This window comes from Ruegeria sp. BF7, from assembly GCF_056538605.1.
In genome coordinates, this window is sequence record NZ_JBQFTM010000015.1 from 22,076 (window position 1) to 40,349 (window position 18,274).

At 55.4% G+C, this 18,274-nt stretch carries 17 protein-coding genes and 1 pseudogene; 12 read left to right on the forward strand and 6 right to left on the reverse strand.

Annotated elements, in window-relative coordinates:
• The first annotated feature begins 69 nt into the window (after positions 1–69).
• Positions 70–1,665 carry a GMC family oxidoreductase gene (locus tag ACR0IK_RS20560; protein ID WP_480643017.1) on the forward strand — a complete coding sequence of 532 codons (1,596 nt, stop codon included), beginning with the start codon at positions 70–72 and terminating at the stop codon, positions 1,663–1,665.
• A gap of 764 nt (positions 1,666–2,429) precedes the next feature.
• Positions 2,430–2,903: pseudogene (locus ACR0IK_RS20565) on the forward strand (tyrosine-type recombinase/integrase).
• Between the two features lie 209 nt (positions 2,904–3,112).
• On the opposite strand, the gene ACR0IK_RS20570 reads toward ACR0IK_RS20565, so the two are convergent.
• On the reverse strand, positions 3,113–4,033 hold the full coding sequence (locus ACR0IK_RS20570; RefSeq protein WP_480595265.1) for a LysR substrate-binding domain-containing protein: 921 nt from the start codon (positions 4,031–4,033) through the stop codon (positions 3,113–3,115).
• A gap of 125 nt (positions 4,034–4,158) precedes the next feature.
• Here ACR0IK_RS20570 and ACR0IK_RS20575 point away from each other — a divergent pair, with 125 nt between their 5' ends.
• From ACR0IK_RS20575 to ACR0IK_RS20605, 7 genes are all read left to right on the forward strand, one after another.
• Entirely contained in the window at positions 4,159–4,638 is a 480-nt protein-coding gene (locus ACR0IK_RS20575) for a TRAP transporter small permease (RefSeq protein WP_480534004.1), read from the forward strand.
• On the forward strand, positions 4,631–5,929 hold the full coding sequence (locus ACR0IK_RS20580; protein ID WP_480534002.1) for a TRAP transporter large permease: 1,299 nt from the start codon (positions 4,631–4,633) through the stop codon (positions 5,927–5,929). Before ACR0IK_RS20575 ends, ACR0IK_RS20580 begins: the two co-directional genes overlap by 8 nt.
• Before the next feature lie 36 nt (positions 5,930–5,965).
• Entirely contained in the window at positions 5,966–6,955 is a 990-nt protein-coding gene (gene dctP, locus ACR0IK_RS20585) for a TRAP transporter substrate-binding protein DctP (protein WP_480643019.1), read from the forward strand.
• An 83-nt stretch (positions 6,956–7,038) separates the two neighbouring features.
• On the forward strand, positions 7,039–8,139 hold the full coding sequence (locus ACR0IK_RS20590; protein WP_480643021.1) for an NAD(P)/FAD-dependent oxidoreductase: 1,101 nt from the start codon (positions 7,039–7,041) through the stop codon (positions 8,137–8,139).
• Positions 8,114–8,428, forward strand: coding sequence for a (2Fe-2S)-binding protein (locus ACR0IK_RS20595; RefSeq protein ID WP_480595258.1), 315 nt, complete (start codon positions 8,114–8,116; stop codon positions 8,426–8,428). Before ACR0IK_RS20590 ends, ACR0IK_RS20595 begins: the two co-directional genes overlap by 26 nt.
• Positions 8,415–9,809, forward strand: a complete 1,395-nt coding sequence (locus tag ACR0IK_RS20600; protein ID WP_480643022.1) for an FAD/NAD(P)-dependent oxidoreductase — start codon at positions 8,415–8,417, stop codon at positions 9,807–9,809. The genes ACR0IK_RS20595 and ACR0IK_RS20600 overlap by 14 nt, the downstream gene beginning before the upstream one ends.
• Before the next feature lie 12 nt (positions 9,810–9,821).
• Positions 9,822–10,166, forward strand: a complete 345-nt coding sequence (locus tag ACR0IK_RS20605; RefSeq protein ID WP_480595254.1) for a RidA family protein — start codon at positions 9,822–9,824, stop codon at positions 10,164–10,166.
• A 377-nt stretch (positions 10,167–10,543) separates the two neighbouring features.
• Here ACR0IK_RS20605 and ACR0IK_RS20610 read toward each other — a convergent pair whose 3' ends face one another.
• The 5 genes from ACR0IK_RS20610 to ACR0IK_RS20630 form a co-directional block, all read right to left on the reverse strand.
• On the reverse strand, positions 10,544–10,846 hold the full coding sequence (locus ACR0IK_RS20610; protein ID WP_480595252.1) for an SH3 domain-containing protein: 303 nt from the start codon (positions 10,844–10,846) through the stop codon (positions 10,544–10,546).
• A gap of 774 nt (positions 10,847–11,620) precedes the next feature.
• On the reverse strand, positions 11,621–12,361 hold the full coding sequence (locus ACR0IK_RS20615) for a maleate cis-trans isomerase family protein (protein WP_480643024.1): 741 nt from the start codon (positions 12,359–12,361) through the stop codon (positions 11,621–11,623).
• 8 nt (positions 12,362–12,369) lie between these two features.
• Entirely contained in the window at positions 12,370–13,533 is a 1,164-nt protein-coding gene (locus ACR0IK_RS20620; RefSeq protein ID WP_480643026.1) for a M24 family metallopeptidase, read from the reverse strand.
• Positions 13,530–14,684, reverse strand: coding sequence for an amidohydrolase (locus ACR0IK_RS20625; protein ID WP_480643027.1), 1,155 nt, complete (start codon positions 14,682–14,684; stop codon positions 13,530–13,532). The genes ACR0IK_RS20620 and ACR0IK_RS20625 overlap by 4 nt, the downstream gene beginning before the upstream one ends.
• 188 nt (positions 14,685–14,872) lie before the next feature.
• Complete coding sequence (locus tag ACR0IK_RS20630; RefSeq protein ID WP_480643028.1) at positions 14,873–15,337, reverse strand: Lrp/AsnC family transcriptional regulator; 465 nt, start codon at positions 15,335–15,337, stop codon at positions 14,873–14,875.
• A gap of 125 nt (positions 15,338–15,462) precedes the next feature.
• On the opposite strand from ACR0IK_RS20630, the gene ACR0IK_RS20635 reads away from it, so the two are divergent.
• The 3 genes from ACR0IK_RS20635 to ACR0IK_RS20645 all read left to right on the forward strand — a co-directional run bounded on the left by ACR0IK_RS20635 (position 15,463) and on the right by ACR0IK_RS20645 (position 18,218).
• Positions 15,463–16,512, forward strand: coding sequence for a pyridoxal-phosphate dependent enzyme (locus tag ACR0IK_RS20635; protein WP_480643030.1), 1,050 nt, complete (start codon positions 15,463–15,465; stop codon positions 16,510–16,512).
• A 23-nt stretch (positions 16,513–16,535) separates the two neighbouring features.
• Positions 16,536–17,585: a TRAP transporter substrate-binding protein gene (locus ACR0IK_RS20640; protein ID WP_480643032.1), complete on the forward strand. Its 1,050-nt coding sequence runs from the start codon at positions 16,536–16,538 to the stop codon at positions 17,583–17,585.
• A gap of 96 nt (positions 17,586–17,681) precedes the next feature.
• Positions 17,682–18,218, forward strand: a complete 537-nt coding sequence (locus tag ACR0IK_RS20645) for a TRAP transporter small permease (RefSeq protein WP_480643033.1) — start codon at positions 17,682–17,684, stop codon at positions 18,216–18,218.
• Positions 18,219–18,274 lie beyond the last annotated feature (56 nt).

Here is an 18,274-nt window from a genome sequence, read left to right on the forward strand (position 1 = left end):
CAAAAAATGCTAGTATAATTCTTGCATCTTGCATAGAGTTTTTTTCAACGACGTTGTGAGGAGGCGGTCATGGAAGTGGATTATGCAGTTGTTGGCGCGGGGTCTTCGGGCTGTGTCATTGCCAATCGGCTGAGTGCCGACCCCAACACAACTGTTGCATTGCTCGAGGCAGGTGGTCGCGATACAAACCCGTGGATTCACATCCCCGTTGGCTATTTCAAAACCATGCATAACCCTTCGGTTGACTGGTGCTATCGCACCGAACCTGATCCGGGGTTGAACGGTCGGTCCATCGACTGGCCACGCGGCAAGGTTCTGGGCGGCTCGTCCTCGCTGAACGGACTGCTCTATGTTCGTGGGCAAAAAGAGGACTATGACCGCTGGCGGCAAATGGGCAATGAAGGTTGGGGGTGGGACGATGTCCTGCCCCTGTTTAAACGCAGCGAGGATCAAGAACGCGGTGAAGATGAGTTTCACGGCGTTGGTGGGCCTTTGTCTGTGTCGAACATGCGCATTCAGCGTCCTATCTGCGACGCCTGGGTCGCTGCGGCACAGGTCGCAGGCTACCCGTTCAATCCCGACTACAATGGCGCTGAACAAGAAGGTGTAGGCTATTTCCAATTGACCACCCGCAACGGTCGTCGCTGTAGTGCTGCAGTGGCCTATCTTAAACCCATTCGAAGTCGCCAGAATCTGAACATCATCACCAAGGCATTGGTGACACGCGTGGTTTTGGACGGTAAAAAGGCAACCGGACTGGTTTACCGGGATAGGTCGGGGGTCGAGCAAACCCTGAAAGTTCGGCGCGAGATTATCCTGTCTGGCGGCGCGATCAACTCTCCTCAGATTTTAATGCTGTCAGGAATCGGCGACCCTGACCACCTGAAGAAAAACGGGATCGAACCGGTCCACGCCCTGCCTGGCGTCGGTAAGGGCTTGCAGGATCATTTGCAGGCGCGATTGGTATTCAAGTGCAATGAACCAACGCTGAATGATGAAGTCCGCAGCCTCTTCAATCAGGCGCGGATTGCTCTGAAATACGCTCTGTTCCGTGCCGGGCCTATGACCATGGCGGCCAGCCTTGCCACCGGCTTTATGAAAACACGCCCGGATGTAGAGACACCCGACATACAGTTTCACGTCCAACCCTGGTCTGCTGACAGCCCGGGCGAGGGCGTACATCCGTTCTCGGCCTTCACAATGTCGGTCTGTCAACTGCGCCCGGAAAGCAGGGGGGAATTGCGATTGAACGGCCCGGACCCGTCCAATCATGTCAAGATCATCCCGAACTACCTATCCACTGAAACAGATTGCCGAACCATCGTCGACGGTGTGAATATCGCGCGCAGGATTGCCAAACAGAATCCACTGGCCTCGAAGATATCGGAAGAGTTTCGACCGACGGCAGACCTGAGTCACGATGATTATGAAGGCACACTTGATTGGGCCAGGTCCAACACCACATCAATCTATCACCCCACCGGCACTTGTGCGATGGGAAGCAACGACATGTCTGTTGTCGACGCTAAACTAAATGTACATGGAATAATGAACCTACGGGTAGCTGATTGCTCCATTATGCCGGAAATCGTCAGTGGCAATACTAATGCTCCAGCAATTATGATAGGCGAAAAGGCAAGCGAATTGATAAGTGCCGATGCCTGACAGGCCCTTCGTCTTACCTGCATGCCGTGCTGAATGTTCAAAACACTCGCAACCGATGGATCAGTGCGCCAATCGCGCAAGCTCAAACTGTTTGGTTGATGGTGCCTGGCCGCAACTTGCGCACTGCCCAGCACTTGCCTCATGACTGACCGTAAACTGGGAGGGTGAGCCTAGGTCAACGATCTGTGGAGCATTAGCTCAGATATAAACGTCACAACAATCTCGCGAAGCTTGCACAAGTGGTCGCGGACACTACTTGCTTTTTCCTATAATTCAGATCGTTACGCCCGCTTTCCTATTTTTAGGCGTGCAAGTACTGCTCTTGAAGAGAGAGACATACGCAGCCCTGGGTCGCGAGCTTGAATGCCCCTAGTGTTCTGGCTGCGGGCACTGCGTCGGTGAACGCTATTGGCTGCTAAATCCGCTCACCCGTCATTAGTTATCCGGTTTTGAACGTCCGGAAAGCGACGTGCCGCACACGCACAAGGCCTAAGCTTGGGTGACGGCGGCTTTGGGCTCGGAGCCGCGCAGCGTTTCCGCGATATCGTGGTGCGTTAACAACGGGTTGTTGTTTTGGGAGGGCGTGGTGGATAGGAGGATCAGTCATGGTAACACCAAACTTACCTGCCATTCGTGCGCTGCGGCCTGCTTGGAACAAAGGTTGGGTCGCCGTACAGAAGCGCCCTCTGATGCCAATGCACGTCTAGGCTATCCGGGTTTGTCTTGAACTGGCTGAAAACCACCGCGGCCTCGCATTGTTCAACATGGCCATCGACAGCAGGTTTCGGGGTTGTGATCTGGTGACGATTAAGGTTGTTGATGTCATTGCGTCGGATCAAATCAGGGAACGCGCCTCGATGCTGCAATGCAAGACACAGAAGCTCGTTCGGGTCGAGATTTTTGAGGGAACACGCGCCACCATCGAGAATTGGATAGAAGACGAGCTGATGGTCGGATCCGAATACCTGTGGCCTGGGCGATTTCATGAACGCTCGCACATCTCCATACTCCGGTACGCACCGATCGTACGCGATTGAGTCACCTCGATTGGATTGGAGGCGAGCGTTTACGAAATCCATTCCATGCGTCAGACGAGGGTGACGTAGATTTACAAGAAAACGGGCGACTTCAGAGCGGTATAATTGCTACTTGGGCACACCAAGATAGTTATCACGGCTAGCTATCTAGGCATTGAACTCGAAGACACGTTGGCCATCGCGGAAGCAATTGAAATCTAATCGTTGAGGGCCGTCTTCGTGGGCGGTCCAAAGCTGCCGTTTGCCGATGGTCGCGATGCTGTGGTTACAGCCCGCTATCCAGACATTCGCCGCACCGGCATAGCTTACGGGTTGGCGAACTCACAGAAAGCGCAACGAAGATGACTTTCGGTACAGCTGCACCAAAGCCCGGTTGTGGAACCGGACTTTGCTCTGGTAACGAACCGAGTTCAGGGCAAAACGGTTGCCCTCATAGCGTTTATGTCCTCAGCCAGTTTCTGGCTAAAACTTTGAGTTATCAGAGACGTCGGGCGATGTGCAGGGGTGAGAATTGAAACGCTGCTGCTGATTCTGGGGCTAAAACGGCGAAATACGATACCATCGGTACCGTGTAGGGGGTCGTTGCAGCTAAAAGCTGTGATTAAATCGCAAATCAAATAGCACAGACCCGCTTTTACAAACTGCAGCCCCGGTAAGAAAGTCCGCAGTTCGAACCTACGCTCAAAACTCTTTCCAGTATTCTTAAAGGCCGCAGAAGTCTGAAGGAATGTCGGATGCTCTGAGAAAAGTGTTGCCAGATTTGCACCATCCAGATCTTCTGTTGAAATTAGGGATTTTGCAGCCAGCGGATCCGAAGAGGGCATGGCACAAAGACACTCCAGATCGAAGTCCTGCTGATGAATTGATTTTCGCGGTTCAGGTGTTTCGGTAAATCCGAGGTCGTATTGCTGCGAGGCGATCAGTTCCTCAATGACTTTGGATGAGCGCATCATCAACGACGCCTTGATGGCTGGCTTGTCTTGCAAAAACTGACCAAGAACACTTGGCATGAAGAACCCTGATGCGGCTGGGTGGCAAGCGACGCGCAGACGGCCACGCTTCAGGTTCGATATCTCCTGTAAAGTGTTCGTGGACTGTGTAAGCCGTGACAGGACGGCCTCGGCCTCTTCCAGAAAATAATGCGCTTCGGGCGTCGGTGTCAGCCGGCCATGCTCTCGTTCGAACAGTCGAAATCCGATCTCATTCTCCAGGCCCGCAATCATCGCGCTGACCGATGGTTGCGTGCGCCCGAGCGTGCGCCCGGCTTCGGATATGGACCCAGTGCGTAACACTTCGCGAAATGTCGTGAGTTGACGGATTGTCAGGTTCATGTGGCTGGATCCCCATTGCACCCCATAGAGGCAAACTATGGATATAACGTAATTTCCAATTTGCTTCTATGGAAGAGGAGAAAGTAGGTATTGCGACGACGGACAATCACGTCGCGAGGGGGGAAATGGAGCGTTTCGTAAAATACCTGCTGACCAGCATTATTTGCATCGTGGCTTTGGGCCAGTTTGTTCAGGTTATCACCCGCTATGTTCTGCAAGTACCGGTGATGGGGCTTGAGGAAACCATGGCATATCCGGCGCTGTGGCTCTACGTCCTTGGGGCGGTAAATGCCTCGCGGGAAAACACTCATATCCGCGCAAATGTGCTTGAGATCTTCCTGAAGACGCCACGCCAGCACGTCATTCTGGCGATTATCGGCGAAGTGATCAGCCTGATTGTCGGACTCTGGCTGCTAAGTTGGTCCTGGGAATTCACCCGCTATTCGTGGCGTGTATGGAAAGAGAGCCCGACGCTCTACATTCCCACATTTTATGCTGAGGTGGCTCTGACCATCGGTCTGGCGCTGATGATGATCTACACGGCGATTCATCTGGTCCGCCACATTCTTGGATATGATACTGACGAGGAGATTCACCTTGGTTGAAGTCGCCCTGCTTGCCGTTGCTGTCCTGGTGATCCTGCTGACCCTCGGGGTGCCGTTGCCCTATTGCTTCGGGGGTGCGCTGATGGTGATGTATTTCATCGGCGGCGCCACCATGAAGGGCAACATGCTCTGGGGGTTCCAGCAACTTGGAAACCCGATTTTGCTGGCCATTCCGCTATTTGTTCTGGCCGGATCCATCATGAGCGAAAGCGGTATTGCCGCCTCTCTGCTGCGCTTCGTCAGTGCCTTTATCGGCCACGTGCGTGGCGGTCTGGGTGTCGTGGCGGCGGTCAGCTGTGCAGTGATCGGGGCGATCTCGGGGTCCGGCCTGACCGGTATCGCGGCGATCGGACCGCTGTTGATCCCGGAAATGGAAAAGCGCGGCTATCCCCGCGAATACGCGACCGCACTGATTGCCAATTCCTCGATCCTTGGTTTGTTGATCCCACCCTCGGTCACCATGATCATCTACGGCTGGGTCACTGACACGTCGATCCTCGCCTGTTTCCTCGCGACGCTTGGGCCGGGTCTGTTCATCATGTTCAACTTTTCAATGGTGAACCTATGGATGTCGCGCAAGTTCAACCTGATACTGGATGAAAAGCCCACGTTCAGCGAACTCAGTAGCGAGGTTGCCAAACGCGGCGTTCACGCCTTCCCCGCACTGTTGATGCCGGTAATCATCCTGGGCGGCATCTATGGCGGCATCATGACCCCGACAGAAGCTGCCGCAGTAGCGGTGATCTATGCACTGCCCGTCGGCTTTCTGATCTACAAGGGGCTCAGGTGGGAAAACTTCCTGATGGCCGGTAAGGAGTCCGCAACCGCCGTCGGTGCAATTCTGCTTATGATCCTGTTTTCGATGATCCTAAGCCAGATGTATGTGATGGAAGGTATCCCGCAGGCGCTGGTCGCCTCGATATTTGAGATCACTGACAACAAGGTTCTGCTGCTTATCCTGATCAACATTATGCTGTTTCTGGTCGGCATGGTCGTGAACGACGTCACCGCAATCATCCTGATAGCGCCGCTGCTCTTGCCTCTGATGAATGCCATTGGTGTCAGCCCGGTGCAGTTCGCCGCGATCATGGGGGTCAACACCGCGATGGGGGGCGTGACACCGCCCTATGCCTCGATCCTCTATCTCGGGGCTCGGATCGGCAACGTGAAGGTCACCAAGGTGATCCCGCCCGCGATGATCCTGATCGTGACCGGTTATGTGCCCGTGGTGTTCCTGACATCGCTCTGGCCGGACCTGTCGCTCTTCCTGCCCAGACTCTTTGGCTACTGATCCTGAACTAACTAAACCCAAAACGGAGGAAACCAAATGAAACGCATGATGATATCTGCTGCAACCGGCGCGCTGATGGCGCTGTCGACCACCGCGATGGCGGCTGACCTGAAGATGAGCCATGTGCGCCCGCAAGGTACGACGATCGACTTCGAGTTGAACGCCTTTGCCGCCGCCGTGGACGAAGCAACCGGCGGTGACGTCAAAGTGAAAATTTATGCCGCCTCGGCGTTGGGCGACTATACAACAGTGCAGGAACGTATCTCGGTCGGCGCGGTTGACATGGCGACACAGCCGGCCGCCGCCGCAGCAGACCGTAAGATGCAGATCAGTTCGTTCCCCTACCTCGCCGGAAACTGGGAACAGGCCCGCGCGATCTACGGCCCCGGTGGCGTGGTGCGTGAAACCATGGATGGGCTTTACGCCAAGCAGGACATCACGATGCTGGCCGCCTATCCGGTTTACTTTGGTGGCATCGCGCTCAACACCGACGCAGTGTCGCCGGGCGATCCGTCTGTCGACAACGGCATCAAGGTGCGGGTGCCCGGCATCAAGAGCTTCCAGTTAACCGGCGATGCATTGGGCTACATCCCCGCGCCTATCCCGTTTTCCGAAGCTTTCACGGCGGTGCAGACCGGCGTTGTTGATGGTGTGATCGGCTCGGGTGCCGAAGGCTACTATGCCTCGTTCCGCGACGTGACCAAAACATACATCCCGGCCAATACCCATTTCGAAGTCTGGTACATGATCATCTCGAATGAATCCCTTGCCGGCCTGGACGCCGAGGATCAGGACGCGCTGAAAGCGGCTGCGGCAGAATTTGAAGCGACCCGTTGGACCGTGGCAGAAGCCGACCAAAAGGCCAACGAACAGAAACTGGCCGATCTGGGAGCCACCATCGTCTCGCTAAGTGACGCAGAACTGGCCGCAATGTCGGCCAAGGTTCAGGCGGAAGTCTGGCCGGTCGTGCTCGAAGACGTGGGTGTGGAATGGGGTCAGGCGATCCTGGACAAGGTTTCCAAGTAAGCAGCCTCTCTTCTGTTAAAATCCGGGGCGACACCTTTTCTTCGCCCCGGCTCTACTCAAATCTAGGTTCAGAAACTGAGATCATGGAATCCGACTTTGCAATCATTGGCGGTGGTGTTGTCGGCCTGTCTGTTGCATGGGGCCTTTTGAAACGCGGCAAGCGCGTTCTGGTCCTTGATGGAGGCGACGACAGCTTTCGCGCCAGTCGGGGAAATTTTGGACTTGTCTGGGTGCAGTCTAAGGGCACCAAGCAACCCCGTTATGCCACATGGAGCCAGCAATCCGCCGCCGCATGGTCTGGGTTTGCCGATGAGCTTGCTGACGCGACCGGATATGACATGTCGCTTGAGCAGACGGGCGGCTACGACCTGCATTTCTCGGAAGAAACGCTGACGAAAACAATCTCGCAATACGAGGAGCTGAAGGCGAAGCTGGACGGCAACTACCCATATGAAGTTCTGGATCGGAAGGCGCTTCTCACAGAGGAACCGGAGATCGGCCCGAAAGTCGTTGGTGCGATCCTTCATCATCAAGATGGCCATGTAAATCCATTGAAGTTGCTGCGGTCTCTCGCCGACGACGTCCGGCGACTTGGTGGGCGGGTGCTGAACGAAAAAACTGTTACAGACGTCAGAAAATCGGATGGTTTCACTATCACCTGCGCGGACGGAAGCCACGTGCAGGCCGACAAGGTGATCCTTTCCGCGGGTTTGGGCGCGATGGAACTTGGACCCAAACTGGGGTTCAAAGCCCCAATCCGGCCACAGCGCGGTCAAGTGATGATCACCGAGAAGCTGCCAAAAATAATCAACCGCCCCTCGCTGATCGCACGGCAGGTCGATGAAGGTGGCGTCCAGATAGGTGCCACCAACGAAGAGGTGGGTCTGAATGATGGCGTCACCCGGCCAGGCCTCTCCGGTCTCGCCTCCGAGGCGATCGCGGCCTACCCGGTGCTCGCCAAGGCGCAGCTAGTGCGTGTTTGGGGGGCTTTGCGAATTCTGTCGCCCGATGGCCTGCCAATCTACCAGGAAAGCCCCGAAATGGCCGGCGCCTTTCTGGTGACTTGCCACAGCGGCATAACCCTTGCAGCGGCCCACGCCCGTTTCTTGCCCGACTGGCTGGAAGGCAATGGCGCGGCCCCGGATTTGGAGGTGTTCAGTGAAGACCGCTTCGTCATTTCTTGAGTTGGAGGTTGGGCGCCCACAGGTTCCAGTATGGTTCGAGGGCGAAGAGCTGCAGCTGCCCGAAGGTTCAAATCTCGCGGCCGCGATGCTGGCCGCCGGTGTGGGGACGTTCAGATACACGCCGGTATCGGGCGCTCCACGCGCGCCGTTCTGCATGATGGGCGCCTGTTTCGACTGCCTCGTCGAGGTTGACGGTGTGACCCGTCAAGCCTGCATGCTTGAAGTCACGGAAGGGTTGCGTTTGTCGATGCCGCGCAATGGAAAGGACGTGATCGATGCAGAAAACTGATCTTGTCATCATCGGGGCCGGCCCTGCCGGGATGGCTGCGGCCGCAACCGCCGCAAAGGCTGGTTTGCATGTTATTCTGCTGGACGAACAGCGCCGTCCGGGCGGACAGATCTACCGCGATGTGGATCGGGTCGCACCGGTCAGGGGCGAAATGCTTGGTAATGACTACACAGACGGATTGTCCCTCACGGCAGAGCTGGATCACGGCAACATCACCCATATCGGAGGAGCGGCGGTTTGGGCGATCGAAGAGGGAATTCGGGTTCTCTACACAGCTGACGGACGAGGGGGCGCAATCGAAGCGAAACGCATCCTCATCGCCACAGGAGCCCTGGAACGCCCGATGCCGCTACCGGGCTGGACCTTGCCTGGCGTGATGACGGCGGGGGCGGCGCAAATTCTGTTGAAACAATCCGGCGTCCTGTCAAAAAAAGCGGTTTTGGTCGGATCAGGACCGCTGCTTTACTTGATCGCCGCGCAGATGATACGGGCGGGCACACCGCCTCTGGCACTGGTCGAAACGCAGACACGGGCGGATTTTCTGCGTGCGCTTCCGCATCTGGGCGGGGCCCTTCGCGGCTGGCGATATCTGCTCAAGGGGTTGACGATGCTCACGGAAATCCGCCGCGCCGGGATACGCCGCTACACTTCCGCGACGAGTATTTCTATTTATGGAGAAACTACCGCCGAAGGCATCCGCTTTACCGCGGGCGGAAAGACCCGACATATTCCCTGCGACACAGTGCTCTTGCATCACGGCGTCGTGCCTAACACACAGGCGGCCCGCTCCATTGACGTGGCGCATCACTGGGACGCACGGAAGCAGTGCTTTGTGCCTAACCTTGATAACTGGGGCGGGACCAATGTCGAAACGGTCCATATCGCCGGCGATGGCGCCGGCATCGGTGGCGCGAAGGTAGCCGCCTTGGCAGGCCGCCTTGCCGCATTGAAAATGGCCGCCGATCTGGGGGCGACTTCGACGATCGAGAGGGACAACGCCGCCAAACCAATTCGGCGCAGTATCGCGCAGGAACTGGCGGTGCGACCTTTCCTTGACACGGCATTTCCACCCGCAGTCGAAGCCACAAAGCCCGTCGACACGACTATCATCTGCCGTTGCGAGGAAATCACTGCAGGAGACATTCGTCGCCATGCCGGTATCGGCTGCTCGGGTCCGAACCAGGCCAAGGCCTTCAGCCGTGCCGGAATGGGACCATGCCAAGGGCGGTATTGCGGACTGACCGTAAGCAGCCTGCTGGCCGAAGCGAACAGCGCTACGATGGATGAAACCGGATACTATCGGATCAGACCACCGTTGAAACCCGTGACTCTTGGCGAACTGGCAGCGATGGGCGGTTCGGTGAACAGCGCAACCAACTAAGAAAGAAGCCCGATGATCGAACGTATCAACACCAGCCGACGCATGAGCAAGATAGTCAAACACAACGGCGTCGCATTTCTTTGCGGGCAGGTTGGTGAAGGTTCCACAGTGGCCGAGCAGACCCGCGAGTGCCTGTCTCGCGTCGACGCGCTTCTGGACAAAGCGGGTTCGTCGCGGGAACAGATGTTGCAAGCGATCATCTGGCTGTCCGACATGGCCGATTTTGGCGAGATGAACGACGTTTGGGATAGCTGGGTTCCTGCCGGGTTCGCCCCGGCTCGCGCTTGCGGTGAGGCAAAGCTCGCTCGGCCGGATCTGAAAGTCGAGATCATCATCACCGCTGCGTGTAATGCATGATGGCAAGCGGCTTGGAAAAGGCACATACAATTCACTGCAAGTTTAATAAGCTGGCGTGTCTAGAATGAACCTAATTAAAACTTGGCTAAGTCTTAAATGGCAGGAAAACCAACCGCAGACCAAGTGATTACACTCCAGTTGGTTGAATGTCGGCTCATTCAATTCGTGCTGCAAGTATCACGGGTGCAGCGAATGACGGCTTCCCGTCGGACCTGCGGATTTGAATTGTCCGCTTTGGGTTGAGATTTGCCGAATGCACTCGTAGCGCCCAGTTGCCTGATGAAACCACTAAATGAAGAGTGCAATAGGACTAAATGGACGTTTCCCACTGGCATTTTGTGGGTAGCGTCAAAACGAAGGTGCTAGCCACTAAAACATCAAATTTTTCGCAAATATGCCCATGAAACATACCCCTTTAGCCCACGCGCGCGTTGCAAGGACACGCGGCACCAACGGGTGCCACCGGTCTGTTCGCAACTGTGAACTCGCAAAGCGGTTCCGTTTGGAAGGCCCACGATTACGTTGAATCCTATTCCGGGTCCTGCACGCAGCTTCAGCATGTCTCCGCCTTCAACGCCAAAAACTTCGTATCGTCCAAGAGGAGCCGCCGCTGCAGATTTCGCTTCGAAAACAGCACCTAGGAAAAATGCTGCTAAGGGTAAGAAGATTATACTTCGCATCACGTTAGCCTGTCTGTTGCCTCAACTACAATCGTAGCGGCTTAGATCATCAAGTGGAACTACCTGACAACAGAATGCACAATTCTTGACCCACCATTGAAGCAATTTTTCAGTTGCGCTGGAGGGGCAATAGTGGAGACGAATGCGTGAACAGATAGGCTGACCATTAAAAACTCGGCTAGATAGTTATCGTGGCGTGCGTCATGGGTGTGTCACTACATTCGCCAATGTCAAATCTCTAAATCCCAGCTTACAGATTGCTTCCTAAAGTAACGGCATAGGTATGTTGCCATCTCCATAACGCCCAGCCATGCAGCGCAGCGCATGGCCCAAAAGGATGTCATTGGCGTCAGGTTGCACACCGGCGTGTCGACAAGCGTCTTTGAAGTTGTGGCGAAAAGAGTGGAACGAGGTATTGATCGTCTTCACTCCAATTCTGTCGATGTACCGGTTAAAATCTCTGCTGGCCTGATCTCAGTAGTAGCCTGTCGCTCCCAGTTTTAGTTCCTGGAATAACCCTATTGAACGAGCAGCTGCTTCACGACCAAAGCTTCCAAGAGGGTGATTGAGGATTGATGCCGTTTGCAATGGGGATCAATTGCTTCCGCGTCAAACGCGTGACGGGCCAATCCCGGGAAATCAGTTTTTCACATCTCCAATCACCGCTGCGTTTATGACAGTAGGGCAGGCATGGCTGCCACTTGATAAACACTGGGCTTAAACGCGGGAAAATTCCGACACCCCGTCGGCGACGATACGCCCAGCATTACCATGCTATCCGAAGAGACGACCGAACCGGGTATTGGTGTCCTCAATGCCTGCCAGCCGAAGCATGTGCCAGGCAAGCGCTTGGTTGCTCGAAAGGACTGGCACCCCGGTCTTTTCTTCCGCCCGAGCGATGACATCTAGGCATCGTAGATTCGTGCAGGACACAACCACGGCGTCACAGGGTGCTTGCGCGGACACTTTATCGACGGCCTCAAGGATTGACGCTTCTTTGATCCGGGCGACGACACGATCATTGCCTTCCTCGAACGAGCCGAAGCCCGCGATCTCGAATCCGGCTTCCTCAAGCTTTGCACGCATCCCGGCAGATACTTCTGGGATGTAAGGTGTTACAAAGCCCAGTCGCTTGGCCTTCAGATGCTTACCGGCAGCGATGATTGCCGCCAGCGGGTCGGTGACGCAAGCGTCAGGGAATACGGTTTCGATGGCGTGAGCCACTTTCTCCGACCCGATCACCGTCGAGGCCGAGGTGCAGCCAAATCCGATGGCGTCAAAGCTGAGCGATGGCGGCAATAACCGCGCGGATGCCGGCAGATCCTGCTCCATTCGAGCCAGTGTGTCGGGCCGGATTTCGGGCACCATTGGGATTCTGCTGTGGTAAAGCGCAACCCCTGCGAGATCCATGATGCGCGAAAACTCTTGCTCAAGCGTTTCGTCCGTTTCAAGAACGATAACGCCGAGATTTGCACGTGTACCGATGCCTTCATCTGTTTGGAATTCAAGCTTCATAGAGGACCTCAGATGATTGGAAGCTCGGGCGCGGCGCGCTCGGTCAGAAGTTCCGCGCCACCTGCGCGGACAACTATGTTCTCTTCGTGCACCATGATCAGGCCGTCACCGTAGCCAAGCGAAGGTTCAAGGGTAAGCACCATGTTCTCTTTAATCTCGGTTGAATCCCAGATGGCATGCGAAGGCCATTCGGTCAGCTGCATGCCAAGCCCATGACCTAACCTGCCAACATCACCGCCCTGATCATCCAGTTCAGCGATCACTCTCTGCATCGCATGAAATAGATCGTGGCAAGTAGCGCCAGGACGGGCAGCGGCAATCCCGGCCTCGGTTGCACGCCAAAGAACGTCATAGGCGCGGCGCGAGGCATCATCCGCGCTGCCAATGGCCCAGTTCCGGTCGAAGTCGCAGAAGTATCCATCCCAGTTGGCGCCAGAGTCGAGCATCAGGATATCACCGCGCGCCAAGGGGCGACGAGAGGGGGGCGAGATAACGTCGTGATAGCCACCAGTGTCTGCACCGCCGACAAGATAAGGAACGTCATCGGCGCCCTGTGCCAACCCTTCACGGCGGAAAGCCCGGAATACGTCTTCGAGAGGCTGACCTTCGCGGGCGATTTCAGGCACCCGTGCAAATGTACGCGAACCGATGGCACAGATATGTGAAAGCTTTTCGATCTCGGCCTCGGATTTTACCATTCGCAAGCTGCGAACGATCTCTGAAGCATCTTCAATCACGAGTCCCTCAAGGCCAGTTATCAGCCGTTCATAGTCACCAAGCGGCATCCGCAGATGGGTTTCATGTCCCTTCATCAGACCGATTGTCTCGCCCCGTCCCGCATAGGGAGACAACAGATCGGTCAAAAGCCCAACACCGTCGTCTTGGGGTGCCGGGGCACTCCAAGTACGGATATCAGTAACCCAGGTGCGTCGCATCAAATCGGCCCCAATCTCGGGGATGATCGCAATTGGATTACCCATTGCGGGTATGAACAGGAACCACGGACGGGTTGGGCTTTGCCAGAACAGCGTGTGAAACCCGCTGAAATAGCGCACATCCGGTTCGGTGGTCAGCAGCATGCCAGCCATTCCAGATTCAGTCATCTTTGACTGTGCCGCCGCCGTGCGCGTGGCGTATTCTTCTTTGTCGAAGCCGCGTCGTGGGGCGATCATGAGTAGTGTTCCTTTCGAAGGGGCAGTCGGTCTTGAACCAGTCTGACCCAGAATTTTGTACCTATGGGCAACAGGGCATCATTGAAATCATAGTCAGAGGCATGGAGCGGTTGGGCATTTGGTCCGGTCTCGCCATTGCCCAGCAAGAGAAAACAGCCCGGCACGGCGGCCGACAGCTGTGCAAAATCTTCAGAAAAACTCATCGGGTCGCGATCTCTGATCAGGTCGCAACCCGCCGTCTCAGCGGCACGGTAAACTGCCTCGACCGGTGCTTCTGAGTTGATGGTCTCGACGAATTGAGTGTCAAAAGCCACGGAGGCTTCAATCCCGTGCGCAGCTGCCACCCCTTCGACAATCAGGCGCATGAAACGTTTGATGGCCACGCGATCATCGGGGGATCTGGCCCGGAAATCACCCTTAAGCGTGGCGTTACCTGGCAGGACATTTCGTTGACCGTCAGTCAGGAATTCGGTGACGGAGATGACTGCGCCGGACGCCGGTGCAAGCTTTCGCGCCACTACTGTCTGTAATGCGAGAACAATTTCAGCACCAACGGTTATGGCATCGACGCCAGTCTGCGGCATGGAAGCATGGCCGCCTTGCCCTTTTACATCAATCTCAAAGAGTGTTTCGCTGTTGCAGATGATACCGGTACGCGTCGAAATCTGGCCGGTGGGCGCTCCGGGCAGGTTGTGGATTGCATAAACTTCGTCGACCGGAAATTGCTTAAGCACCCCTTCGTCGATCATCGCGCGAGCACCAAGCCCATGCTCTTCGTTCGGTTGGAACAGAAAGACGACGGTGCCGTCGAAGGAAGGATCTTGCGACAGGCGTTCCGCCGCTCCTAGCAACATTGTAGTATGGCCATCATGACCGCACGCGTGCATAACTCCCGGCGATGTTGAAGCATAGTCATGCGTGGATGTTTCGGTGATCGGCAGCGCATCCATGTCAGCACGTAGCCCGATAGCCTTGTTGCCATCTCGGGACCGAAGCACACCGACAACGCCTGCACCTTCGTGCACCTCGATCCCGAGAGCACGCAATCGGTCGGCAACAATCGCCTTGGTTCGTGTCTCTTGGAAACCCAGTTCAGGATTCCTGTGCAGATCTTGCCGAAGTTCGATTAAACGGGTCTCTAAATCACTCATTCCGTCATCCACGTGTAATTCAATCTTGTTTTACACATTGACGATGCGCGAATTGTATCAAGTTTCCGCCCCGTAGACAGAAAAACTTGCACCAAAGCGGCGAATCCAGATGGATTCATATACGAGTTCAATTATCCTCTGGGAAACGGTCGAATCTGCGCTCAATGTCAATGAAGTTACCAAAGTGGTCAAATCGGAAGGTTTAGGCCGATTTTCGTACGATCCATCACTACAGATGTGCGGAATCTGCGGACGTTAGAGTTGTCGAAGAACAATCGGTGGGTCAAATCCTCAAAATCCTGCATGTTCCGGGCGACGCAGAGGAGAATAAAGTCAGCGTCTCCGGTTACATAATAGCATTGCTGCACCTGTGGCTCGTTTCTGGCGCGCTTACGAAAAACATCCAGCTGCTGTAGCGATTCCCGATCAAGTTCCACGAGAACAATGAATGTCATCTTGTAATCGAAACGCGACGGGTCGAGGACGGCGACCTCTCTTAGGATCAGGCCGGATTCCCGGAGCCGCTTTAGCCGGCGCTGCACGGACGGAACCGAAAGGCTGCACTCCTGCGCAAGTTGTTCAAGTCCGATTCGGCAATCCTTCTGAAGCGTTCTGAGAATTGTGGTGTCTGCATCATCAAGGTCGGCGCTCATGAAAATTCTCCGCTCCCTATTGGCCAAGAGTGAAATTGTTTTTCAACAATATGGCCAAATACGAAAAATACAAACAAGCGAGTCATGCAAAATCTCTGCTCACAGTAAAAGCGGATGAATAGCACATGACACGTACCGACAACCTCAATTTTGCGCCGGATTTTGCCCGCGCGCTGGAGTTTTTTCAGGCACAGGAGAACTATGCTGTTTCACCGCTGTTCGAAATCCAAGGTCCCAGTGGTCTGAGCGTTTACGCCAAGAACGAAACGCAGCGAATGGGGCTTGGCGCTTTCAAAGCGTTGGGTGCGCCATACGCCGTTGCGCGCATTCTTGAGGAGGCATGGCAGAAAGAAACGGGTGAAACGCTGTCCCAAACACGGATGGGGGATGCAGATTTTCGAGACTTTGCGGCAGTCCACACTTTCGTTTGCGCCAGTGCGGGCAATCACGGCATAGGCGTTGCTGCCGGAGCGCGGGCGATGGGGGCTAGGGCACGGATTCACCTTGCAAGGACTGTGCCCGAAGGATTTGGCGATCGGCTCAGAGTACTTGGTGCGGAAGTGGTCCGCTCAGGCGACGTTTATGACGAAAGCGTTGCGGCGGCCATCGCCGACGCTGAAACTACCGGCGCCACGCTTTTGGCCGACGGAACCTGGCCCGGTTACACCGAGATTCCGAAATTGGTGATGGAGGGGTACTGCGTCATCGCCGAGGAGATGCGCAAGCAGTTCTCAGCCTCCGGCCTCTGGCCAACACATGTCTATCTTCAGGCTGGCGTCGGCGGGCTTGCCGCCGCGATGTCACATATGATCCGTCTGAATTGGGCAGAACAACCTGAATTGATCGTCGTCGAACCCAGTGCAGCCGCTTGCCTGAAAACAAGCAACTTGGCCGGGAAACCATCCCGCAGTGACGGGCAAGACTCAAACATGGGTCGCCTTGACTGCAAGGAACCCTCGATCGTGGCCTGGGACGTGCTCGAACGCTGCGACGTGAAATACGAAACGCTTTCCGAAGAAGAAGGCAAGGCAGCTGCCGAAGCTGTCACCGCCCTTGGTATCTCGACCACACCATCTGGTGCGGCCGGTTACGGGGCACTGTGCAAAAGAACCACCGAACAAGGGAACGCAGAGGAAACGCGCCCTCTTGTTATCATCTCAGAAGGACTCGCATGAGCGGGCAAGAAAGGACCAACAGAATGAAATCTACCATTAGCAAGCTGTTCACTTCGGCAGTGCTTGCCGCCGGTCTGTCCACCGCGGCATTCGCGGACACGTGGAAATTCGCCTCGGAAGAGGACAAAGGAGACGTTCAGGACATCTTCGCTCAGGCATTTGCCGAAAGCATCAAGGAGCAATCCGACGGCGACATCAAAGTGCGCATCTACTATTACGGGCAGTTGGGCACCGAGAACGACATCGTCGAACTTACATCGAAAGGCACCGTCCAGTTCGTTTCTGTCGGCACAGGTCACCTTGGTTCCTATGTGCCCGAGGCACAGGTTCTCGATCTGCCTTATGTGCTTGGGGGAGATGTCGATGTGATCCGCAAGGTTCTGACAACGAGCCCGACAATCTACCAAGACCTGAGCGCGAAGTTCGAGAAAGTGAACCTCAAGCTGCTGACTATGATTTCGGAAGGCGAAATGGCCTGGGGCGCCAACAAGGCGATCCGCAGCCCCGCCGATTTCGAGGGTCAGAAAATCCGCACTTTCACCTCGACCATTCCTGTCGAAACCTTCAAGGCTTTCGGCGCCAACCCGACACCGCTGTCCTGGGGCGAGGTCTATGGCGCGCTTCAGCTGAAGACCGTCGACGGAATGGTGAACCCTATCTACTTCATCTACAACGCGAAGTGGCACGAAGTTCAGGATTACCTGATTTTCCCTGGTCAACTGCCTTATGTCGGCACCGTTTCGACCAACAGCGAATGGTTCAACGGTCTCCCCGCCGATCAGCAGGAAATGGTAGAGAAAGCCATCGCCGAAGCAGAACAGGCGGCGCATGACTACCAGATCAAGATCAACCTTGAGAACATGGACAAGATCAAGGCGGAACGTCCCGATCTGCAGGTCATTGTCCTGACCGAGGAAGAGCGCGCTGTCTTCGAAGCCCAAAGCGCCACCTTGCACGAAACTTTCTATGACGTGGTCGAAAATGCCTATGACGACGCCGAGAAACCCACTGCGCGTGATGGTGCCCAGAAGATCCTCGAAAGCTTGCTCAAAGAGGTCGAAAACGCCTCATAACTAAAGCTGAAATTGCTGGGGGGCGCGGCGTCCTGTTCAGGCGTCGCGTCCTTCGTTTTGAGGTGCGCCCACCGGTGTGCCTAGGGAGGGAAGTCCATGAAAACCTTACTGCTCGCCTTGAGCAAGGGCACTGAATTCATTGAGAAGCTCGTCATCATTTCAGCCATTCTACTAATGATGATGAACTCGACCGCCAACGCCATTGGTCGCTATGCCTTTGGTAAAAGCCTTTTCTTTTCCGAAGAACTGAACCAGTTCCTGATCGTCAGCGTGACCTTTTTCGGATTTGCATATGCGGTCCGGAAAGGCCGGAATATTCGTATGACGGCGCTCTACGATACGCTGAGCCGTCAGTCAAAAAAGGCCGTCCTGACACTGATTTCGATCACCACCAGCCTGCTGCTGGCATATCTGGCATATAAATCCGTTTTCTACGTTTTGGAGATCAAAGAACTGAACCGCCTGAGCCCGGCGCTGCAATTCCCGGTCTACATAATCTACTCGGTGATCCCGATTGGCCTTTTCATGGCCAGCCTGCAGTACCTGATCGCTTTTATCATGAACATCAGCCATGCCGGCGCCTGGCACTCTTATGAGGTCGAAGACAGCGACGCAGTAGAGATTGGAGTCTGACATGTCAGGTTTCCTTGAATTTCTCGGGGATATCGTGGCCGGTGAGCTGGATATCT

Excerpts from the sequence above, each read along its gene's own strand:
- ACR0IK_RS20625 (WP_480643027.1), bottom strand. The coding sequence starts at position 14,684 with ATGAGTGATTTAGAGACCCGTTTAATCGAACTTCGGCAAGATCTGCAC.
- dctP (WP_480643019.1), top strand. The coding sequence starts at position 5,966 with ATGAAACGCATGATGATATCTGCTGCAACCGGCGCGCTGATGGCGCTG.
- ACR0IK_RS20645 (WP_480643033.1), top strand. The coding sequence starts at position 17,682 with ATGAAAACCTTACTGCTCGCCTTGAGCAAGGGCACTGAATTCATTGAG.
- ACR0IK_RS20620 (WP_480643026.1), bottom strand. The coding sequence starts at position 13,533 with ATGATCGCCCCACGACGCGGCTTCGACAAAGAAGAATACGCCACGCGC.
- ACR0IK_RS20605 (WP_480595254.1), top strand. The coding sequence starts at position 9,822 with ATGATCGAACGTATCAACACCAGCCGACGCATGAGCAAGATAGTCAAA.
- ACR0IK_RS20560 (WP_480643017.1), top strand. The coding sequence starts at position 70 with ATGGAAGTGGATTATGCAGTTGTTGGCGCGGGGTCTTCGGGCTGTGTC.
- ACR0IK_RS20590 (WP_480643021.1), top strand. The coding sequence starts at position 7,039 with ATGGAATCCGACTTTGCAATCATTGGCGGTGGTGTTGTCGGCCTGTCT.
- ACR0IK_RS20600 (WP_480643022.1), top strand. The coding sequence starts at position 8,415 with ATGCAGAAAACTGATCTTGTCATCATCGGGGCCGGCCCTGCCGGGATG.
- ACR0IK_RS20635 (WP_480643030.1), top strand. The coding sequence starts at position 15,463 with ATGACACGTACCGACAACCTCAATTTTGCGCCGGATTTTGCCCGCGCG.
- ACR0IK_RS20640 (WP_480643032.1), top strand. The coding sequence starts at position 16,536 with ATGAAATCTACCATTAGCAAGCTGTTCACTTCGGCAGTGCTTGCCGCC.
- ACR0IK_RS20615 (WP_480643024.1), bottom strand. The coding sequence starts at position 12,361 with ATGAAGCTTGAATTCCAAACAGATGAAGGCATCGGTACACGTGCAAAT.
- ACR0IK_RS20610 (WP_480595252.1), bottom strand. The coding sequence starts at position 10,846 with ATGCGAAGTATAATCTTCTTACCCTTAGCAGCATTTTTCCTAGGTGCT.
- ACR0IK_RS20630 (WP_480643028.1), bottom strand. The coding sequence starts at position 15,337 with ATGAGCGCCGACCTTGATGATGCAGACACCACAATTCTCAGAACGCTT.
- ACR0IK_RS20570 (WP_480595265.1), bottom strand. The coding sequence starts at position 4,033 with ATGAACCTGACAATCCGTCAACTCACGACATTTCGCGAAGTGTTACGC.
- ACR0IK_RS20575 (WP_480534004.1), top strand. The coding sequence starts at position 4,159 with ATGGAGCGTTTCGTAAAATACCTGCTGACCAGCATTATTTGCATCGTG.